The 14550-nt window shown below is 70.6% G+C and carries 15 protein-coding genes; 6 read left to right on the top strand and 9 right to left on the bottom strand.

The genetic code is table 11. The features are described from left to right. Positions 1-100 precede the first annotated feature (100 nt). The 5 genes from D588_RS0122020 to D588_RS0122000 form a co-directional block, all read right to left on the bottom strand. A complete protein-coding gene (locus D588_RS0122020) occupies positions 101-484 on the bottom strand; it encodes an MGMT family protein (RefSeq protein WP_026143991.1) in 384 nt (127 codons plus the stop codon). Beyond that, positions 481-1416, bottom strand: a complete 936-nt coding sequence (locus D588_RS0122015; protein ID WP_017917539.1) for a DMT family transporter — start codon at positions 1414-1416, stop codon at positions 481-483. The genes D588_RS0122020 and D588_RS0122015 overlap by 4 nt, the downstream gene beginning before the upstream one ends. A gap of 88 nt (positions 1417-1504) precedes the next feature. Continuing rightward, positions 1505-2866, bottom strand: a complete 1362-nt coding sequence (gene gorA, locus D588_RS0122010) for a glutathione-disulfide reductase (protein ID WP_017917538.1) — start codon at positions 2864-2866, stop codon at positions 1505-1507. A 157-nt stretch (positions 2867-3023) separates the two neighbouring features. Next, the gene (locus tag D588_RS0122005) at positions 3024-4247 is read right to left on the bottom strand and encodes a DUF418 domain-containing protein (protein ID WP_017917537.1); all 1224 of its coding nucleotides are present in this window, start codon (positions 4245-4247) and stop codon (positions 3024-3026) included. A 157-nt stretch (positions 4248-4404) separates the two neighbouring features. Further along, positions 4405-4884, bottom strand: coding sequence for a peptidylprolyl isomerase (locus tag D588_RS0122000; RefSeq protein ID WP_017909247.1), 480 nt, complete (start codon positions 4882-4884; stop codon positions 4405-4407). 109 nt (positions 4885-4993) lie between these two features. On the opposite strand from D588_RS0122000, the gene D588_RS0121990 reads away from it, so the two are divergent. After that, on the top strand, positions 4994-5536 hold the full coding sequence (locus D588_RS0121990; RefSeq protein WP_017909248.1) for a C40 family peptidase: 543 nt from the start codon (positions 4994-4996) through the stop codon (positions 5534-5536). A 107-nt stretch (positions 5537-5643) separates the two neighbouring features. Continuing rightward, positions 5644-6477, top strand: a complete 834-nt coding sequence (locus tag D588_RS0121985; protein ID WP_081613625.1) for a C40 family peptidase — start codon at positions 5644-5646, stop codon at positions 6475-6477. Between the two features lie 117 nt (positions 6478-6594). On the opposite strand, the gene D588_RS0121980 is transcribed toward D588_RS0121985, so the two are convergent. After that, the gene (locus tag D588_RS0121980) at positions 6595-7371 is read right to left on the bottom strand and encodes a class I SAM-dependent methyltransferase (protein WP_017917535.1); all 777 of its coding nucleotides are present in this window, start codon (positions 7369-7371) and stop codon (positions 6595-6597) included. A 161-nt stretch (positions 7372-7532) separates the two neighbouring features. Between D588_RS0121980 and D588_RS0121975 the strand changes: the two genes are divergently transcribed. After that, complete coding sequence (locus tag D588_RS0121975) at positions 7533-8282, top strand: nucleotidyltransferase (RefSeq protein WP_017917534.1); 750 nt, start codon at positions 7533-7535, stop codon at positions 8280-8282. Between the two features lie 22 nt (positions 8283-8304). On the opposite strand, the gene D588_RS0121970 is transcribed toward D588_RS0121975, so the two are convergent. From D588_RS0121970 to D588_RS0121960, 3 genes are all read right to left on the bottom strand, one after another. Further along, positions 8305-8784 carry an acyl-CoA thioesterase gene (locus D588_RS0121970; RefSeq protein ID WP_017909252.1) on the bottom strand — a complete coding sequence of 160 codons (480 nt, stop codon included), beginning with the start codon at positions 8782-8784 and terminating at the stop codon, positions 8305-8307. A gap of 113 nt (positions 8785-8897) precedes the next feature. Beyond that, positions 8898-9734 carry a class I SAM-dependent methyltransferase gene (locus tag D588_RS0121965; protein ID WP_026143990.1) on the bottom strand — a complete coding sequence of 279 codons (837 nt, stop codon included), beginning with the start codon at positions 9732-9734 and terminating at the stop codon, positions 8898-8900. Positions 9735-9741: 7 nt separating this feature from the next. Beyond that, the gene (locus tag D588_RS0121960; RefSeq protein ID WP_017917532.1) at positions 9742-11082 is read right to left on the bottom strand and encodes a dicarboxylate/amino acid:cation symporter; all 1341 of its coding nucleotides are present in this window, start codon (positions 11080-11082) and stop codon (positions 9742-9744) included. A 151-nt stretch (positions 11083-11233) separates the two neighbouring features. Here D588_RS0121960 and D588_RS0121955 point away from each other — a divergent pair, with 151 nt between their 5' ends. The 3 genes from D588_RS0121955 to tilS all read left to right on the top strand — a co-directional run. After that, positions 11234-12940, top strand: coding sequence for an alkaline phosphatase (locus D588_RS0121955; protein ID WP_017917531.1), 1707 nt, complete (start codon positions 11234-11236; stop codon positions 12938-12940). Positions 12941-13023: 83 nt separating this feature from the next. Next, a complete protein-coding gene (locus tag D588_RS0121950; RefSeq protein ID WP_017917530.1) occupies positions 13024-13500 on the top strand; it encodes a WG repeat-containing protein in 477 nt (158 codons plus the stop codon). A gap of 620 nt (positions 13501-14120) precedes the next feature. Further along, positions 14121-14550, top strand: a 430-nt coding sequence (gene tilS, locus D588_RS25880; protein ID WP_232764348.1) for a tRNA lysidine(34) synthetase TilS, incomplete at its 3' end; no start/stop codon positions are given.

Raw genomic sequence — 14550 nt, 5'->3', positions numbered from 1 at the left:
CTCACCCCAACCCCTCTCCCGGGGGGAGAGGGGCTAAGCCCTTCACAGCCGGAGTCTTCTGCGCTTCGAGACACGAGCCCCGCAGTTCTGGCGCGCCTCGCTACCGAGGCCCCCACACCTCGGCATCGAGATCGCGCGCCGGCGCCGGCGCACGCTTCACCCGTCCGCCCTGCACCGCCACGCCTTCGGCGCGCAGGCGCTGACATTGCTCGCGATAGCCGCGCGAGCCTTCCGGAAAGGCGATGCGGCCGTCGCTGCGCAGCACCCGGTGCCAGGGCAGCGCGGCATCGGCATTGCCGCCGAGTAGACGCGCCACCAGCCGCGCACGTCCCGGCAACCCGGCCAGCATCGCCACCTCGCCATAGCCACGCACCTGGCCCGACGGGATCGCCCGGATCGTCGCCAGGATCCGCGCATGCGCCTCGGCCGCCGCCGTTGCGGCCGGCGCCGACGCGCTCGCTGCGGGCGGCCGCCGTGGACTCATGCCGACCGTGCCCGCACCGGCCGCGACACCAGCAGCACCCCGCCCAGCACCAGCACGGTGCCGGCGATCTGCCACGGCCCCATCGCCTCGCCCAGCACCAGCACGCTGAGCACGATGGTGGAGACCGGGCCGAGCATGCCGATCTGCGACGCGAGCGCCGAGCCGATGCGCTGCACCGCCAGCATCGTCGCCAGCACCGGCACCGCCGTGCACAGCGTGCCGTTGAGCAGCGACAGCGCGTAGACCGGTGTCGGCAGGACCAGCGCGTGCAGCGGCCGCAGCAGCAGGAACTGGGCGATGCACAGCGCGCAGGCGACCAGGCTGGCGTAGGCGGTCAATCGCACCGCGCCGACCCGCGCCACCAGTTGGCCGCTGCCGACCAGATAGGCCGCATAGGCCAGCGCGCTGCCGAAGACCAGCAAGCTCCCCCAAGCAGTACGCGCGCCGCCGATCTGCAGGTCGTGGCCGAACGCCAGCAACACGCCCAGGTAACTCAACGCCAGCGCCCACAGCTGGCGCCGCTGCGGACGCCGCCGCCACAGCAGCACGCCGATCAGCAGCACCAGGGTCGGGGTGAGATAGAGGATCAGCCGCTCCAGGGTCGCGGTGATGTAGGCCAGACCGAGGAAATCCAGGAAGCTGGCCAGGTAGTAGCCGAGCACGCCCAAGGCGACGATCCGCCAGCGGTCGCCCGCCTGCAGCGGCGGCGCGCGGCGCGCCGCCCACAGCGCCATCGCCGCGAAGCACGGCAGCGCCACCAGCATGCGCAAGGCCAGCAGGGTCACCGCATCGACGCCATAGCGATAGCCCAGCTTGACGATGATGGCCTTGCCCGAGAACGCGATCGCGCCGCCGGCGGCGAGCAGCACGCCACCGAGGCTGGCCTGGGTAGCGTTGGGGGCGACGGTGGCCGACGTGCCGGACGCGCTCATCGCGCGGCGCCGCGGCAGGGAGAAGAGGACACGTGCATGCCGCCATTCTACGGCGCCACAGCCAACCAGCCGCCGGATCGCGGCGACCTCAGCGCATCAGCACCACTTCCTCGGCCGAAGTCGGATGGATCGCCACGGTGTCTTCCAGTTGCGGCTTGGTCACGCCCAGCTTCAATGCCACCGCAAAGCCCTGCAGGATCTCGTCGGCCCCATCGCCGAGCAGGTGGAAGCCGACCACACGCTCCTCGGCGCCCACGCACACCAGCTTGAACAGGCTGCGCTGCGGCGAATCGGCCAGCGCCTGCAGCATCGGCCGGAAATTGCTGCGGTACACGGTCACCGCGTCGGCACCATAGCGCTCGCGTGCCTGCTCCTCGCCCAATCCCACCTGGCCCAGCGGGGGATGCGAGAACACCACGCTGGGCACGTTCTCGTAGTCCAGCCGTGCCTGCGGCCGGTCGCCGAACACGCGTTCCATCAGCTTGCGCCCGGCGGCGATCGCCACCGGGGTCAGGCCGACCTTGCCGGCCACGTCGCCGATCGCATACAGCCCCGGCACGTCGGTGTTCTGGTACGCGTCCACCACGATCTCGTGCTTGTCGCCGAGACGTACGCCCAGCGCTTCCAGGCCGAGGTCGCGCGTGTTGGGGCGGCGCCCGATCGCGAAGAACACCTTGTCGACGCTCTCGCCGGGCTGCCCCTGCGCATCGACCACGCACAGGCCCTCGCCGCTGCGGCGCAAGGCGCTGGCGCGGTAACCGAAATGCAGGCGCACGCCCTGGTGGCGCAGGTTGTCGGCAAGCTGCCGTGCCAGTTCCGCGTCGAACCGCTCCAGCAGGCGCTCGCCCTGCACGTACAGTTCCACCCGGCTGCCCAGCGCCTGCAGCAGCCCGGCCAGTTCCACCGCGATATAGCCGCCGCCGACGATCGCCACCCGCGGCGGCGCCTCGCAGAGATTGAAGAAGTCGTCGGAGACCAGGCCCAGCTCGGCGCCTTCGATGTTCGGCCGCAGCGCGTGCGCGCCGGTGGCGATCACCACGTGCTTGGCGCTGACCCGCACGCCGTCGTCGCATTCGACGGTGTGCGCATCGACCAGCCGGCCGCGCCGCGGGATCAGCACCACGCCGTCGGCATCCAGCCGGCGCCGGTAGCTGGCGTGGATGTTGCCGATGTAGCCCTGGCGGTGCGCCACCAGTTCCGCCCAGGACAGCGTGGCCTCGGGAATGGCGAAGCCGACCGCGCGCGCCAGGTCGATGCGTTCGACCAGATCCGCCGCCAGCCACATCGCCTTCTTCGGCACGCAGCCGACGTTGACGCAGGTCCCGCCGAGCGCGCTCGGCTCCAGGATCGCCACCCGTGCGCCATGGCTGGCGGCGCGGAAGGCGGTGGCCAGGCCGCCGGACCCGCCGCCCAGCACCAGCAGGTCGTAATCGCGGATCGGCCCGCTCACGGCGCACGCTCGGCGCGCGGCGGGGTCGCATCGGGCGCGGCGCGGTGCGCGCGGTTCACATCGTCCATCGGCTGTCCTGTCGCATGTCTCGGTCGCCGCGGAGCATGCCATGGGCGGCCGCGCGGCAGATGTGAGGACGCCGCCGCAGCGCCTGCGCTCAGGCCGCGTCGCGGCGGCGCATCGGCTGCCAGCGCAGGTAGCTGGCCGAGCGCCACAGCCACTCCACCGGGCCGAAGCGGAACCGCTGCAGCCACCAGTGCGACAGCGCCACCTGCAGCGCGAACAGCGCGACCGCGAACGGGATCTGCCAGGCGCGCGGCAGTTGCTCGAAATAGCCGAAGCCGTAGCCGTAGAACAACGTGGTGCACACCAACGACTGCAGCAGGTAGTTGCTCAGCGCCATGCGCCCGGCCGGCGCCAGCCACTGCAACGCGGGCGCGGCGCGCACCAGCCAGGCCGCATAGCCCAGCGCCATCAGGCCGCCGGCGACGCTGGCCAGGGCATAGGCACAGGTCAGGCGCAGATCCAGCCGCGCCGGATCCATCCACGGCTCCAGCCGGAAGCTCAGCAGCATCAGCGCCAGACCCAGCGGCAGCACGCCCCAGCGCAGCACCGCCAGCAGCCGCGGGAAGCGCTGCGGTTGCGCGGCCAGGCCACTGCGCACACACCAGGCGCCGAGCAGGAACATGCCGAAGATGGTCGGCGCATTGAACAGCAGCCCGCTCAGCGATTCGACCAAGTCGCGCGCGCGTTGCGCAGTGGCCTGGGCATAGCTGCCGTGGCCGAACACCTCGCGCTGCTGCGCCAGCGCCGCCGCGCCGTGCTGCGCCTGCTCGGCCATGTCCCGATGCCACTGCGCTGCACCGTGCGGATCGGCCTGCGCCGCCCAGGCGGCGGCGCCGATCAACAGCCACAGCGCCGGCGCGAACAAGTAGACCACTAGCGCCATGCCCGGCAGCCAGCGCGTGGGCGCCTCGCGAAAGGCCAGCAGCATGAACGCCAGCAGCGCGTAGCTGACCAGGATGTCGCCGGACCACAGCAGCACGGCATGCAGCAGGCCGATCAGCAGCAGCCCCGCGCTGCGGCGCAGGAAGAAGCCACTGAACGGCCGCCGCGCGGTCTCGGCGCGCTGCGCCATCACCGCGAAGCCCATGCCGAACAGCAGCGAGAACAAGGTGTAGAACTTGCCCTGCACCAGGATGTAGACCAGGGCGTCGGCGACGCGGTCGGCGCCGCGCAGCGCCGGATCCAGACCGGTCATCGCCGCGTCCAGCGGGCCGACGAAGCCCTCGATGTTCATCAGCAGGATGCCCAGCAGGGCGAAACCGCGTAGCACGTCCAGCGTGGCGATGCGCTCGGCGGGCGCGACGGGCTGCAACACGGGGGCGGAAGTGGCCAAGGCGGCACCGGGCGGAAGGCCGGCGATGTCCCTCGCCGCGATCAGGAAGGCCGCCGGCGTCCGCAGCGGCACGATGGCGCCGCTGCGTGCGGCGCCAGGGCTGGCGGCACCGGCGCGACCGGTACCGCCATCAACGCACTCAATGGTGGTGGCCGCCGTCGCCGTGCACGTGGCCGTGCTCGATCTCTTCGGCGCTGGCCTCGCGCACGTCGACGATCTCCACGTCGAAGTGCAGGTCCTTGCCGGCCATCGGGTGGTTGAGGTCGACGTCGACCACGCTCATGCCGACCTTCTGCACGGTCACCGCGCGCGGGCCGAAGTTGGTCTGCAGCACCACCTGGCTCCCCGGCTGCAGCTTGACCGCGCCGAAATGCTTCTTCGGCACGCGCTGGCTCAGGCCCTCGCGGTATTCGCCGTAGGCGTCCTTGGCGGCCACGTCGACACCGAAGCTGTCGCCGGCGGCCTTGTCCATCATCGCGTTCTCCAGGCCCGGGATGATGTTGCCGTGGCCGACCAGGATCACCAGCGGATCGCGGTCCTTGGAGCTTTCGATCGGTTCTTGACCGACTTCCGAAACGGTGTAGTGGAAACGGACGACGCGGTCTTTTTCGATCTTCATGTGCACTCTGCGCTGTGGCTGCCGGGGGCAGACGGGATGGGCGGCTTGTCGGCCGCCGGGAGCGCCGCCATGATGGCGGCCTTCTGAGGTCGCGCATTATCCCGGCTCCATGCACAACACGCCAGTTTCGCCGCGCGGCCGCCGCGCGTTCCCGTGGTGGCTTCCGCTGCTGTGCACCGCCGCGCTGGCGGCCTGCGGACGCCACGAGGTCCGCCACACCCGGCCGGCACCGGTGGCGGTGCGCGAGTGGCCGCAGGTGGCGCCGGCCGACCCGGGCGCGGCCAACGCAGTGCTGATGCGGGCGCTGGGCCTGGTCGGCACGCCCTACCGCTACGGCGGCAACACCCCCGAGTCCGGCTTCGACTGCAGCGGCCTGGTCGCCTACGTCTATCGCGACATGCTCGACCTGCGGCTGCCGCGCACCTCGCGCGAACTGGCGGCGGTACAGGGGCCGCGGATCGACCCGCAGCGCCTGAGCACCGGCGACCTGGTGTTCTTCGGCAGCGCGGGAAATGTGACGCACGTCGGGATTTATGTCGGTGAAGGCCGCTTCGTGCACGCTCCCAGCACGGGCGGCACGGTGCGGCTGGATTCACTGGACGGGGCCTACTGGCGGGACCACTACACCGGCGCAAAGCGGGTTTTGCGCTGAACTGTGATTTCACCCACATTCATAATTACGAAAATTTAACCTTATTTGAACTTCCTATTTCTGTCTACAAGGCATGATCCCCCATCGTTTTATTTTGTGATCCAAGCGTGACGACCGAAGCCCAGACCTCTCCAGGCAAGCCCGCCGTTCCCCGCCGGACCGCTTTCCGCCTCTTCTGCACCGCCTCGCTCTGTTTCTCGGCCCTTCCGGCCCTGGCCCAGACCGCTCCCGCCGACACCGTCGTCCCGGAAGCGATCGCGACCGTCGCCCCCGCTCCCGCCCAGGTGAGCGCCACCGCGACCACCGCCCAGGCGACCGCGCAGACCCCCAACATCACCACGTCGGCCAAGCCGGCCGCCGCCCAGGCGCCCGCACCGTCGCGCAGCAAGGCCGACGCCGCCGCCACCGCCACCCTGGCCGCCCTGCTGCCGCACCTGGCCGCCAACGACACCATTCCGCTGATGGACCGCTCGGCGATGTTCGCCGGCGACATCAGCCGCCTGCTGGCCAACTACGACGTGTCCCAGCCGGTCCCGCGCGAAGGCGTGGTGCCGGGCGGCGACAAGGTCCAGTCCGTGCTCAAGCGCGCCATGGCGCTGCTGGGCACCCCGTACCGCTGGGGCGGCGAAGACACCGAAGGCTTCGACTGCAGCGGCCTGGTCGGCTACGTGTTCCGCACCGCGCTGGGCATCGAGCTGCCGCGCGTGTCGCGCGAGATGGCCCGCGAGGCCAATGCCCAGCTGATCAAGGACCGCGACGCGCTGGCGCCGGGCGACCTGGTGTTCTTCGGTCGCAAGGGCCGCGTCGACCATGTCGGCCTGTACGTCGGCGAGGGCCGCTTCCTGCACGCCCCCAGCCGCGGCAAGGACGTGCGCGTGGACACGTTGACTTCCGGCTACTGGGGCGAGAAGTTCGTGCAGGCGCGCCGCGTGGCGATGTAAGCCGCCGCTCCGCAGATACCGCACAGAAAAGGCCGCTGGGGACAGCGGCCTTTTTGGTTGTGGCGTTTCGCGGCCGCCCGGCTGGCGGTCGTGCCACTGGCACCGACGCGGCCGCCCTCAGGCGGTGGCAACGATCGCGCGCACGTCCTTGTCGATCCGCAACGCGCCGTCGCCATGCGCAAACGCCGCCTCTACCGCCTGCCGCAAGGCTGACGCGTGCGCCTGCGGCGGCAACGGCAGACTCTGCAGATAAGCCATGACGTCCTCGGGATCGGTGCAGACCAGCACGTCGTCGAAGCGCGCGACCCGGACCTGTGCGAAGTGCATGGCGAACAGGCGCGCGCCCGCCTCCGCGTCCAGGCGCAGGGTGGACGGGTCGCGGTCCGGGCCACCGGCCACCCCAGCGACCAGTTGCGCGAGTTGACGCATGTTGTCGCGACCATTGAGCACCGCCAGTACTACCGCGCCTGGACGAACGATGCGCCGCAGCTCGCGCACGCCCGCATGCGGATCGGGCAAGTGGTAGAGCATATGCACGGCCAGTGCGGCGTCGATGCTGGCATCGCGCAGCGGCAGGCGCATCGCGTCGCCGACCACACCCTGTGGCCGCAACGCCGCCGCCTGCGCCAATGCCGCAGCGACCATGGCCGGCGAGCGATCCAGCAATTGCAATGCCAGCGATGGCGGCCACTGCCCGGCGAGCGCGCCCCACAGCTGGCCGGTGCCGCAGCCGATATCGGCCACGCGCAGGTCTGCGGCCAGCGGCACCTGCGCGCGCAACCACGGGTACCAATCGCCGCGGCCGTACTTGGCATGCAGCGACTTACGCTGCACCAGCCGCTGTGTATCGCCGTATTGCCGCTGCAGTTCCGCGCTGTCCGCCTGGAGGGTCATCGTCGCCGTCCGCATTGCCCGCCGGCACGATACGCTGTCCGCCTCGATCGCGTCACCGGAACTTCGATGACACCACGCCCCTCGCCTGCCTCGCAGTCCTGCCGTGCCGATGAGCCCGTCCGCCGGGTCGCGTCCTGGCCGCAGTTGCAGGCGCTGCGCTGATGCCGGCCAAGCACGTCCTGCCCACGCCCGCCCAGGCGTTGGCGATCGCGCAATCGCTGCTGTCCACCCGCTACGCCGACGCGGCGTTCGGCTTCGCGGCCGGCTCGATCCTGCGCGGCGAAGGCACGCATCTCTCCGATCTCGACCTGGTCGTGGTCTATGAGCGCCTGCCGTCCGCACGCCGCGAATCGTTCCTCGCCGACGGCATGCCCGTCGAAGCCTTCGTGCACGACCCGGGCACGCTGGCCTGGTTCGTCGACGAAGACGCCGCCCGCGGCCGCCCCAGCCTGCTGCACATGATCGCCGAGGGCACCTTAGTCGGCACCGCGACCGAATCCGCACGCAGCCTGCAAGGCCGAGTCGCCGCGCGGCTGCAGGCCGGGCCGCCGCCGCTGACGCAGGCGCAACGGGACACGCTGCGCTACGAGATCACTGACCTGGTCGACGACCTGTGCGGCGAGCGCAGCGCCGCCGAGATCCTCGCCATCGGCGCCCTGCTGCATCCGCGCCTGGCGGAACTGGCGCTGCGCGGACGCGGCCATTGGTACGGCAGCGGCAAGTGGGTGCCGCGCCTGCTGGCACGGATGGATCCGGCCTTGGGCCAACGCTTCGAGCAGGCCTTCGCCACGCTGTTCGCCAACGCCGACTGTGCGCCGGTGCTGGCACTGGCGCAGCAGGAACTGGCCGTGCACGGCGGCCGCCTGTTCGACGGCGACTGCCGCATCGCGCCCGCGGACTGGCGCGCCTGAGCCAGCGCGCGGGCGCGCGCCCTCAGCCGTGGTAGTGGGCGATGGTGTCCTCGATGCCCTTGCTCAGCTCCATCACCTTCTGCGCGTACTCGGCCAGGCGATGGTCTTCCGGCGTGTCCGGATGCCAGGCCGGCACCGCGGTGGGGCGGCCTTCGACGCCATCCAGGGCCACGAACACGATGATGCAATGCGTGCACAGACGCGGCTCGCCGCCCATCGGATCGCGGGCGCGCACCTCGATGGCGAAATGCATGCTGCTGGTGCCGGTGTGGACCAGCTTGGCGCCGACCGTGACCATGTCGCTGATGCGGATCGGCGAGACGAAGCGGATGCCACCCACCGCCACGGTCACGCTGTAGTGGCCGCTCCAGCCCACCGCCGCGGCATAGCCGACCTGGTCGATCCACTTCATCACCACGCCGCCGTGGACCTTGCCGCCGTAGTTGACGTCGATCGGTTCGGCCAGGAAGCGGAAGGTCAGTTCGCGTTGCGTGCCGCTCATCGGGAGTCCATGCAAGGGAAGGAGGCGGCAGTCTGCCATGCGCCGCCGCCGCCAATCGCAACGGCGCCGCAATAAGGTGTCGCCGCAGACGCGCCGGCAGCCGGCGGCGCCGGCTAGGCCGCGGCCAGCGCGAGATTGTCGCGCTTGCGGATGCACAGCCACGGAAAGTGCGGCTGGCGCCAGCGCAACGCACGCAGGCAGCGCACCGACAACCGCCGTGGGTCGAACAAGCGGCGCAGCACGATGCCGTCCAGTACCGCCTCGGTGTGCTGGTGGTACTGCTGCGCCAGTTCGGCGCAGCCCAGGCCGCTGAAGTAGCGCAGGCTGCGCGCGGCGCTGGCCCTGGCTTGCTCGACGTCGGCGTAGAACGGGCTGTCGAGGATGTGCAGTTCGCCGTCGTGCTGCAGCAGCTGCAGCAGGCGTGCGATCAGCGCACGCGGATCGGCGAAGTATTGGAGGCAGGCCGGCACCACCACGACATCGAACCGCTGCGCCGGCAGCGGCAAACGCAGGATGTCGCCGGCGACGAAGCTCAACCGCGGCGCGTCGGCGAAGACCCGCGCCGCCTGGGCAAGTTCGGTGCGATTGACGTCCACGCCGCAGACTTCGCGCTGCAGGCCGCTGGCCAGGCGATACGACAGCCAGCCGTTGCCGCAGCCGAGTTCCAGCAGAGGACCGTCGCCGCCACGCGCACGCAGATGGCGCAACAGGCGCCGGCACGATTCGGCGCGCACCCGCCATTCGTGGCTGGCGCCGAGCGCGCCGGGCGGCTGCGGCAGCGTGCGCACCTGGGCGTCGCTGTAGAGCCGGCCTTCGCGGCGGCGCACGTCCAGGTAGCGCTGCTCGAACGGGTCGTCCGGCAGCGCGTCGTGCACCAGCACACCCGCGTGCAGCGTCAGCCCGGGCAACTGTCGCAGCTGCGCGCGCAGGCTCTCGATAGGCGTACTCACGGACGCATCAACGCACCTGGCCGGAACCGTCGACCGGCGGTTCTTCCAGGCCGACATTGCTCGGGGCGGCCTCGTAGATGGTGCGATCGAGCAGGCCGGTCTCCTTGGCCACCAGCACCGGCACCAGCATCTGCCCGGTCACGTTGGTCATGGTGCGCATCATGTCCAGCACGCGGTCGATGGCGTACAGGTATCCGATCACCTCCAGCGGCAGGTTGGCCGCGCTCAGCACCACCGTGGCCATCACCACCGCGGTGCCGGGCACGCCGGCGGTGCCGAAGCTGCCCAGCACCGAAGCGATCAGCACAACGAAATACTGGTTGGCGGTCAGCGGCACGCCGGTGTACTGGGCGATGAACACCGCGCACAGCGCCGGGAAGATCGCGCCGCAGCCATCCATCTTGATGCTGGCGCCCAGCGGCACTGCGAACGCCGCGTAGTCCTTGTTGACGCCGAGGTTGTGGGTGATCGAGCGCAGCGCCACCGGCATCGCGGCGAAGCTGGAGGAACTGACGAAGGCCACCTGCATGCCCGGCGCGGCACCGCGGAAGAACTTCCACGGGTTCAGCCCGTGCACCAGCAGCAGGCCGCTGTACACCACCACGATGTGGATCGCGCAGGCCAGGTACAGCGCCAGCACGAAATTGCCGAACGGCAGCAGCTTGCCGAAGCCGTAGCCGCCGACCAGCGCGGCGATCAGGCCGAAGGTGCCGAGCGGGGTCATCTCCAGCACGAAGCGGGTGACCTGGATCATGATCTCGCTCATCTGCTTGGTGAGCTTGCGCGCCTCGGCCACGCGCTCGCCGAGCTTGACCATGGCAAAGCCCAGCAGCGCGGCGAAGAAGATCACCGGCAGAATCGAACCGCGCCCGGCCGCCAGCACGGTCTCGCCGGCGGCATTGGTCTTGGTGCCGATACCGGTGAGCGCATAGAACGGGTTGGACGGCACCACGTCCAGCAGCACCTGCACCGGGCTGGGCACATCGCGCGGGGTCCAGGCGCTGTCCACCCGCAGGCCCAGGTGGCCGGCGCCCGGCTGCAGCACCGTGCCCACGGCCAGGCCGACGCCGACCGCCAGCGCCGCGGTGACCACGAACCACAGGAAGGTGCGCCCGCCCAGCTTGGCCACCGACTGCTGCCCGTGCAGCGCCGAGATCGCGTTGATGACGGCGAAGAACACCAGCGGCACCGCGATCATCTTGATCAGGGTGACGTACAGATCGCCCAGCGGCTTGAACCAGGTCTCCGCGGTCGGGCCCAGCGCCCAGCCCGCCAGGGCGCCCAGCAGGAAGCCGGCGACCACGCGCTGCCAGAACGGAATGCGTAACCAGGCCGTCACCAGTTTCATCGACGCTGTCCAGAGAGATCGGGGGTTTCGCACGATAGCGCACCCCGGCAGCAGCGACGACGCCATGGCTGGAAAGGCGCGATGTCATCGGCGTGCCTTGTCGCAGCCGGCATAATGCAGGGGACTTCGTTGTTCAGGACCCGTTCTGCGTATGCGCCTACCCGTTTCCGCCCTCGCCACCGCCTCCACCCTGCTGCTGGGCGCCTGCGCCAGCACGCCGCATGCGCCGGCCGCCAGCGCCAACGTCGCGCCGATCGTCGTCCCCGCCGTGGCCCATCCGGCCGGCGAGACCCCGGCCTGGTGGTACCGCAGCGGCGCCGCCAAGGCCGCCAACAACGGTGCGATGCGCGGCAAGGCCAAGAACGTGATCCTGTTCCTCGGCGACGGCATGAGCCTGACCACGGTCGCCGCCGCGCGCATCCTGGATGGTCAGCGCAAGGGCGCCTCGGGCGAGGAGAACCAGCTGTCGTGGGAGGCGTTCCCGGCCACCGCGCTGAGCAAGACCTACAACACCGATTCGCAGACGCCGGATTCGGCCGGCACCATGACCTCGATCACCACCGGGGTGAAGACCCACATGGGCGCGATCGGCGTGGCCGCCGGCAAGCGCGACGCCTGCGCCGACAGCCTCGGCAAGCAGTTGCTGAGCTGGCTGGAACTGGCCGACAGCGCCGGCATGGGCACCGGCATCGTCACCACCACCCGCCTGACCCACGCCACCCCGGCCGCGACCTACGCGCACGTGCCCGAGCGCAACTGGGAAAGCGATGCCGACCTGCCGGAGAAGGCGGTGGCCGAGGGTTGCCGCGACATCGCCCAGCAGATGGTGAGCGCACGCTTCGGGCGCGGCCCGCAGGTGATGCTGGCCGGCGGCCGCGGCCAGTTCACCACCGTCGAGCAGCGCGACCCCGAGTACGACGACAAGGTCGGCCTGCGCCTGGACGGCCGCGATCTGGTCGGCGAATGGCGCCAGCGCCATCCGCAGGGCGCCTACGTGTGGACCCGCGGGCAACTGGAAGCGGCGCAGAACGCGCCGGCGCTGCTGGGCCTGTTCGAGCCGGACCACATGCAATTCGACCACGACCGCGACCGCAGCGCCAATGGCGACCCGAGCCTGGCCGAGATGACCAAGGCCGCGATCCGTACCCTGTCGCAGGACAAGAACGGCTATGTGCTGATGGTCGAAGGCGGCCGCATCGACCACGCGCACCACGCCGGCAACGCCTACCGCGCGCTGGACGAGACCATCGCCCTGTCGCAGGCGGTGCAGGCCGCGGCGGACGCGACCTCGGCCGAGGACACGCTGATCATCGTCACCGCCGACCACTCGCATACGCTGAACTTCGTCGGTTACCCGCAGCGTGGCAACCCGATCCTGGGCAAGGTGCGCGGCACCAGCGGCGAGGACGCCAACACCGGCGACCTGGCGCTGGACGGCAACGGCCAGCCCTATGCCACGCTCAGCTACGCCAACGGCCCCGGCTACACCGGCGCCAGCAACCAGCAGCCGGCCGGCATCAAGACCTTCCCGCATGCGCCGAGCAATTTCGAGCCGGCCAACGGCCGCCCGGATTTGACCCACGTCGACACCGAAAGCCCGGATTTCATGCAGGAAGCGCTGGTGCCGACCAAGGCCGAGACCCATGGCGGCGACGACGTCGGCATCTGGGCGCGCGGCCCCGGCAGCAACGCCTTCCGCGGCAGTCTGGAAGAGAACGTGATCTACCACGTGATCGTGCAGGCCACCCCGACCCTGCGCGCGCGGCTGTGCCAGGCCGGCACCTGCAACGGCGACGGGGTGCCGGTGGAGTTGCCCAAGCCGGCGGCGTTCATGACCAGCGCTGCCACTGCGCAGTGAACCGCCTCCTGTCCCGGCCGTGGCGCCGTGGCCGCCTGCGTGCGGCAGCGGCGTTGCTCGCACTGGCGACAACCGCAGCCGCTGTGCAGGCGCAGCCCGACGACGCCTGCCGGCTCGGCGATCCGACCACCGACCGCGACGTCGTGCCGGGCTGTCGGCTCGGCGCAGACGAACGCCTGGTACTGACGCCACAGGCGCTGCGACGCCTGCCCTTCGATCGCGACGGGCTGGCGCTGCTGACCGTCGGCGCACGCTTCTACTACGTACGCGCCGACGGCCGCAGCCTGCCGGTGATCACCTGGGACAACGGTCCGGATGGTTTCACTGAAGGGCTGACCCGCGGCATCTTTCACGGCCGCATCGGCTTCTACGACCGGCAACTGCGCGAGGTGATCGCGCCGGTCCACGACTTCGCCTGGCCGTTCGAGCACGGCGTCGCCGCGGTCTGCGACGGCTGCAGCGCGGGCACGCCCGACACCGATGATCATACGCCGATGCAGGGTGGCCGCTGGTACTCCATCGACCGCCACAACCGCGAAGTGCCGGCGCCCAAGCGCTGAACCGATGAGCCGATGAGCCGATGATCGTGTGCGGCATGGCCGCGTTGTCGCGGAGAAGGTCGCCAAGGCTGGTTCTCTGCAACGCGTCTCTTTGAATCTCCCGCGATGTCGCGGAAAGCGCATCGTCCGCGAGGTGAGACATCCCCGCGTCGGGACTGAAGTCCCTCCCACATGGGGCCACCTCACGTTGCGCGGCTTCAAGCGCCGTCGCGCGCTGGCGGCGGGCCAGTCGTCGCGTGCTGGCGACCAACATCGAGCGGGCACCGGGCTGAGCAAGCATTTGGGCCAGCCACGAGTGCCGACACCTGCTCTTGTGGGAGGGACTTCAGTCCCGACGCATTGAACTGCAAGGCGTCGGAACTCTGGCCGCAGGCCGGTCGTCGCGCACTGGCGGCCGACATCGAGCAGGCAACGGCTGAGCAAGCAGTCTGGATAGTCCCGAGCGCCGACACCTGCTCTTGTGGGAGGGACTTCAGTCCCGACGCGATTAGCTGAAAGGCATCGGAACTGAAGTTCCTCCCACAACGCTGCTCAGGCGCAAAGACGTCGCCATGCCACGCTTCGCGCTGACCTGCGCTTGCGTCTACAGTGACACGATGCCGCCGCACGCCTCTACGCCCCTGTTGTCCGCACTCGCCGCCGCGCTGCCCGATCCGGCACCGGCGCCGCTGCTGCTCGGCCTCAGCGGCGGGCTGGATTCGACCGTGCTGCTGCACCTGCTCGCGCAGCAGCCGTCGTACCGCCACGCCGGCCTGCGCGCGCTGCATGTGCACCACGGCCTGCATGCCGACGCCGACGCCTGGGCCGCGCAGTGCGCGCAGCTGTGCGCCGCGCTGGCGGTGCCGCTGCAGGTGGTGCGGGTGCAGGTGCCGCGCGACAGCGGCGATGGCCTGGAAGCGGCCGCGCGGCAAGCACGGCGCCACGCCTTCGCGCAGGCGCTGCAGCCCGGCGAATGGCTGGCGCTGGCGCAGCACCGCGACGACCAGGCCGAAACCTTCCTGCTGCGCGCGCTGCGCGCCTCCGGCCCGGATGGCCTGGCGGCGATGCAGG

Origin of the sequence: Xanthomonas sp. SHU 308, assembly GCF_000364645.1 — a bacterium.
In the GTDB taxonomy this organism is placed as follows: domain Bacteria; phylum Pseudomonadota; class Gammaproteobacteria; order Xanthomonadales; family Xanthomonadaceae; genus Xanthomonas_A; species Xanthomonas_A sontii.
This window is presented reverse-complemented; position numbering and strand designations above follow the sequence as displayed.

Excerpts from the sequence above, each read along its gene's own strand:
- D588_RS0122020 (WP_026143991.1), bottom strand. The coding sequence starts at position 484 with ATGAGTCCACGGCGGCCGCCCGCAGCGAGCGCGTCGGCGCCGGCCGCA.
- D588_RS0122015 (WP_017917539.1), bottom strand. The coding sequence starts at position 1,416 with ATGAGCGCGTCCGGCACGTCGGCCACCGTCGCCCCCAACGCTACCCAG.
- D588_RS0122000 (WP_017909247.1), bottom strand. The coding sequence starts at position 4,884 with ATGAAGATCGAAAAAGACCGCGTCGTCCGTTTCCACTACACCGTTTCG.
- D588_RS0121990 (WP_017909248.1), top strand. The coding sequence starts at position 4,994 with ATGCACAACACGCCAGTTTCGCCGCGCGGCCGCCGCGCGTTCCCGTGG.
- D588_RS0121980 (WP_017917535.1), bottom strand. The coding sequence starts at position 7,371 with ATGACCCTCCAGGCGGACAGCGCGGAACTGCAGCGGCAATACGGCGAT.
- D588_RS0121975 (WP_017917534.1), top strand. The coding sequence starts at position 7,533 with ATGCCGGCCAAGCACGTCCTGCCCACGCCCGCCCAGGCGTTGGCGATC.
- D588_RS0121970 (WP_017909252.1), bottom strand. The coding sequence starts at position 8,784 with ATGAGCGGCACGCAACGCGAACTGACCTTCCGCTTCCTGGCCGAACCG.
- D588_RS0121960 (WP_017917532.1), bottom strand. The coding sequence starts at position 11,082 with ATGAAACTGGTGACGGCCTGGTTACGCATTCCGTTCTGGCAGCGCGTG.
- D588_RS0121955 (WP_017917531.1), top strand. The coding sequence starts at position 11,234 with ATGCGCCTACCCGTTTCCGCCCTCGCCACCGCCTCCACCCTGCTGCTG.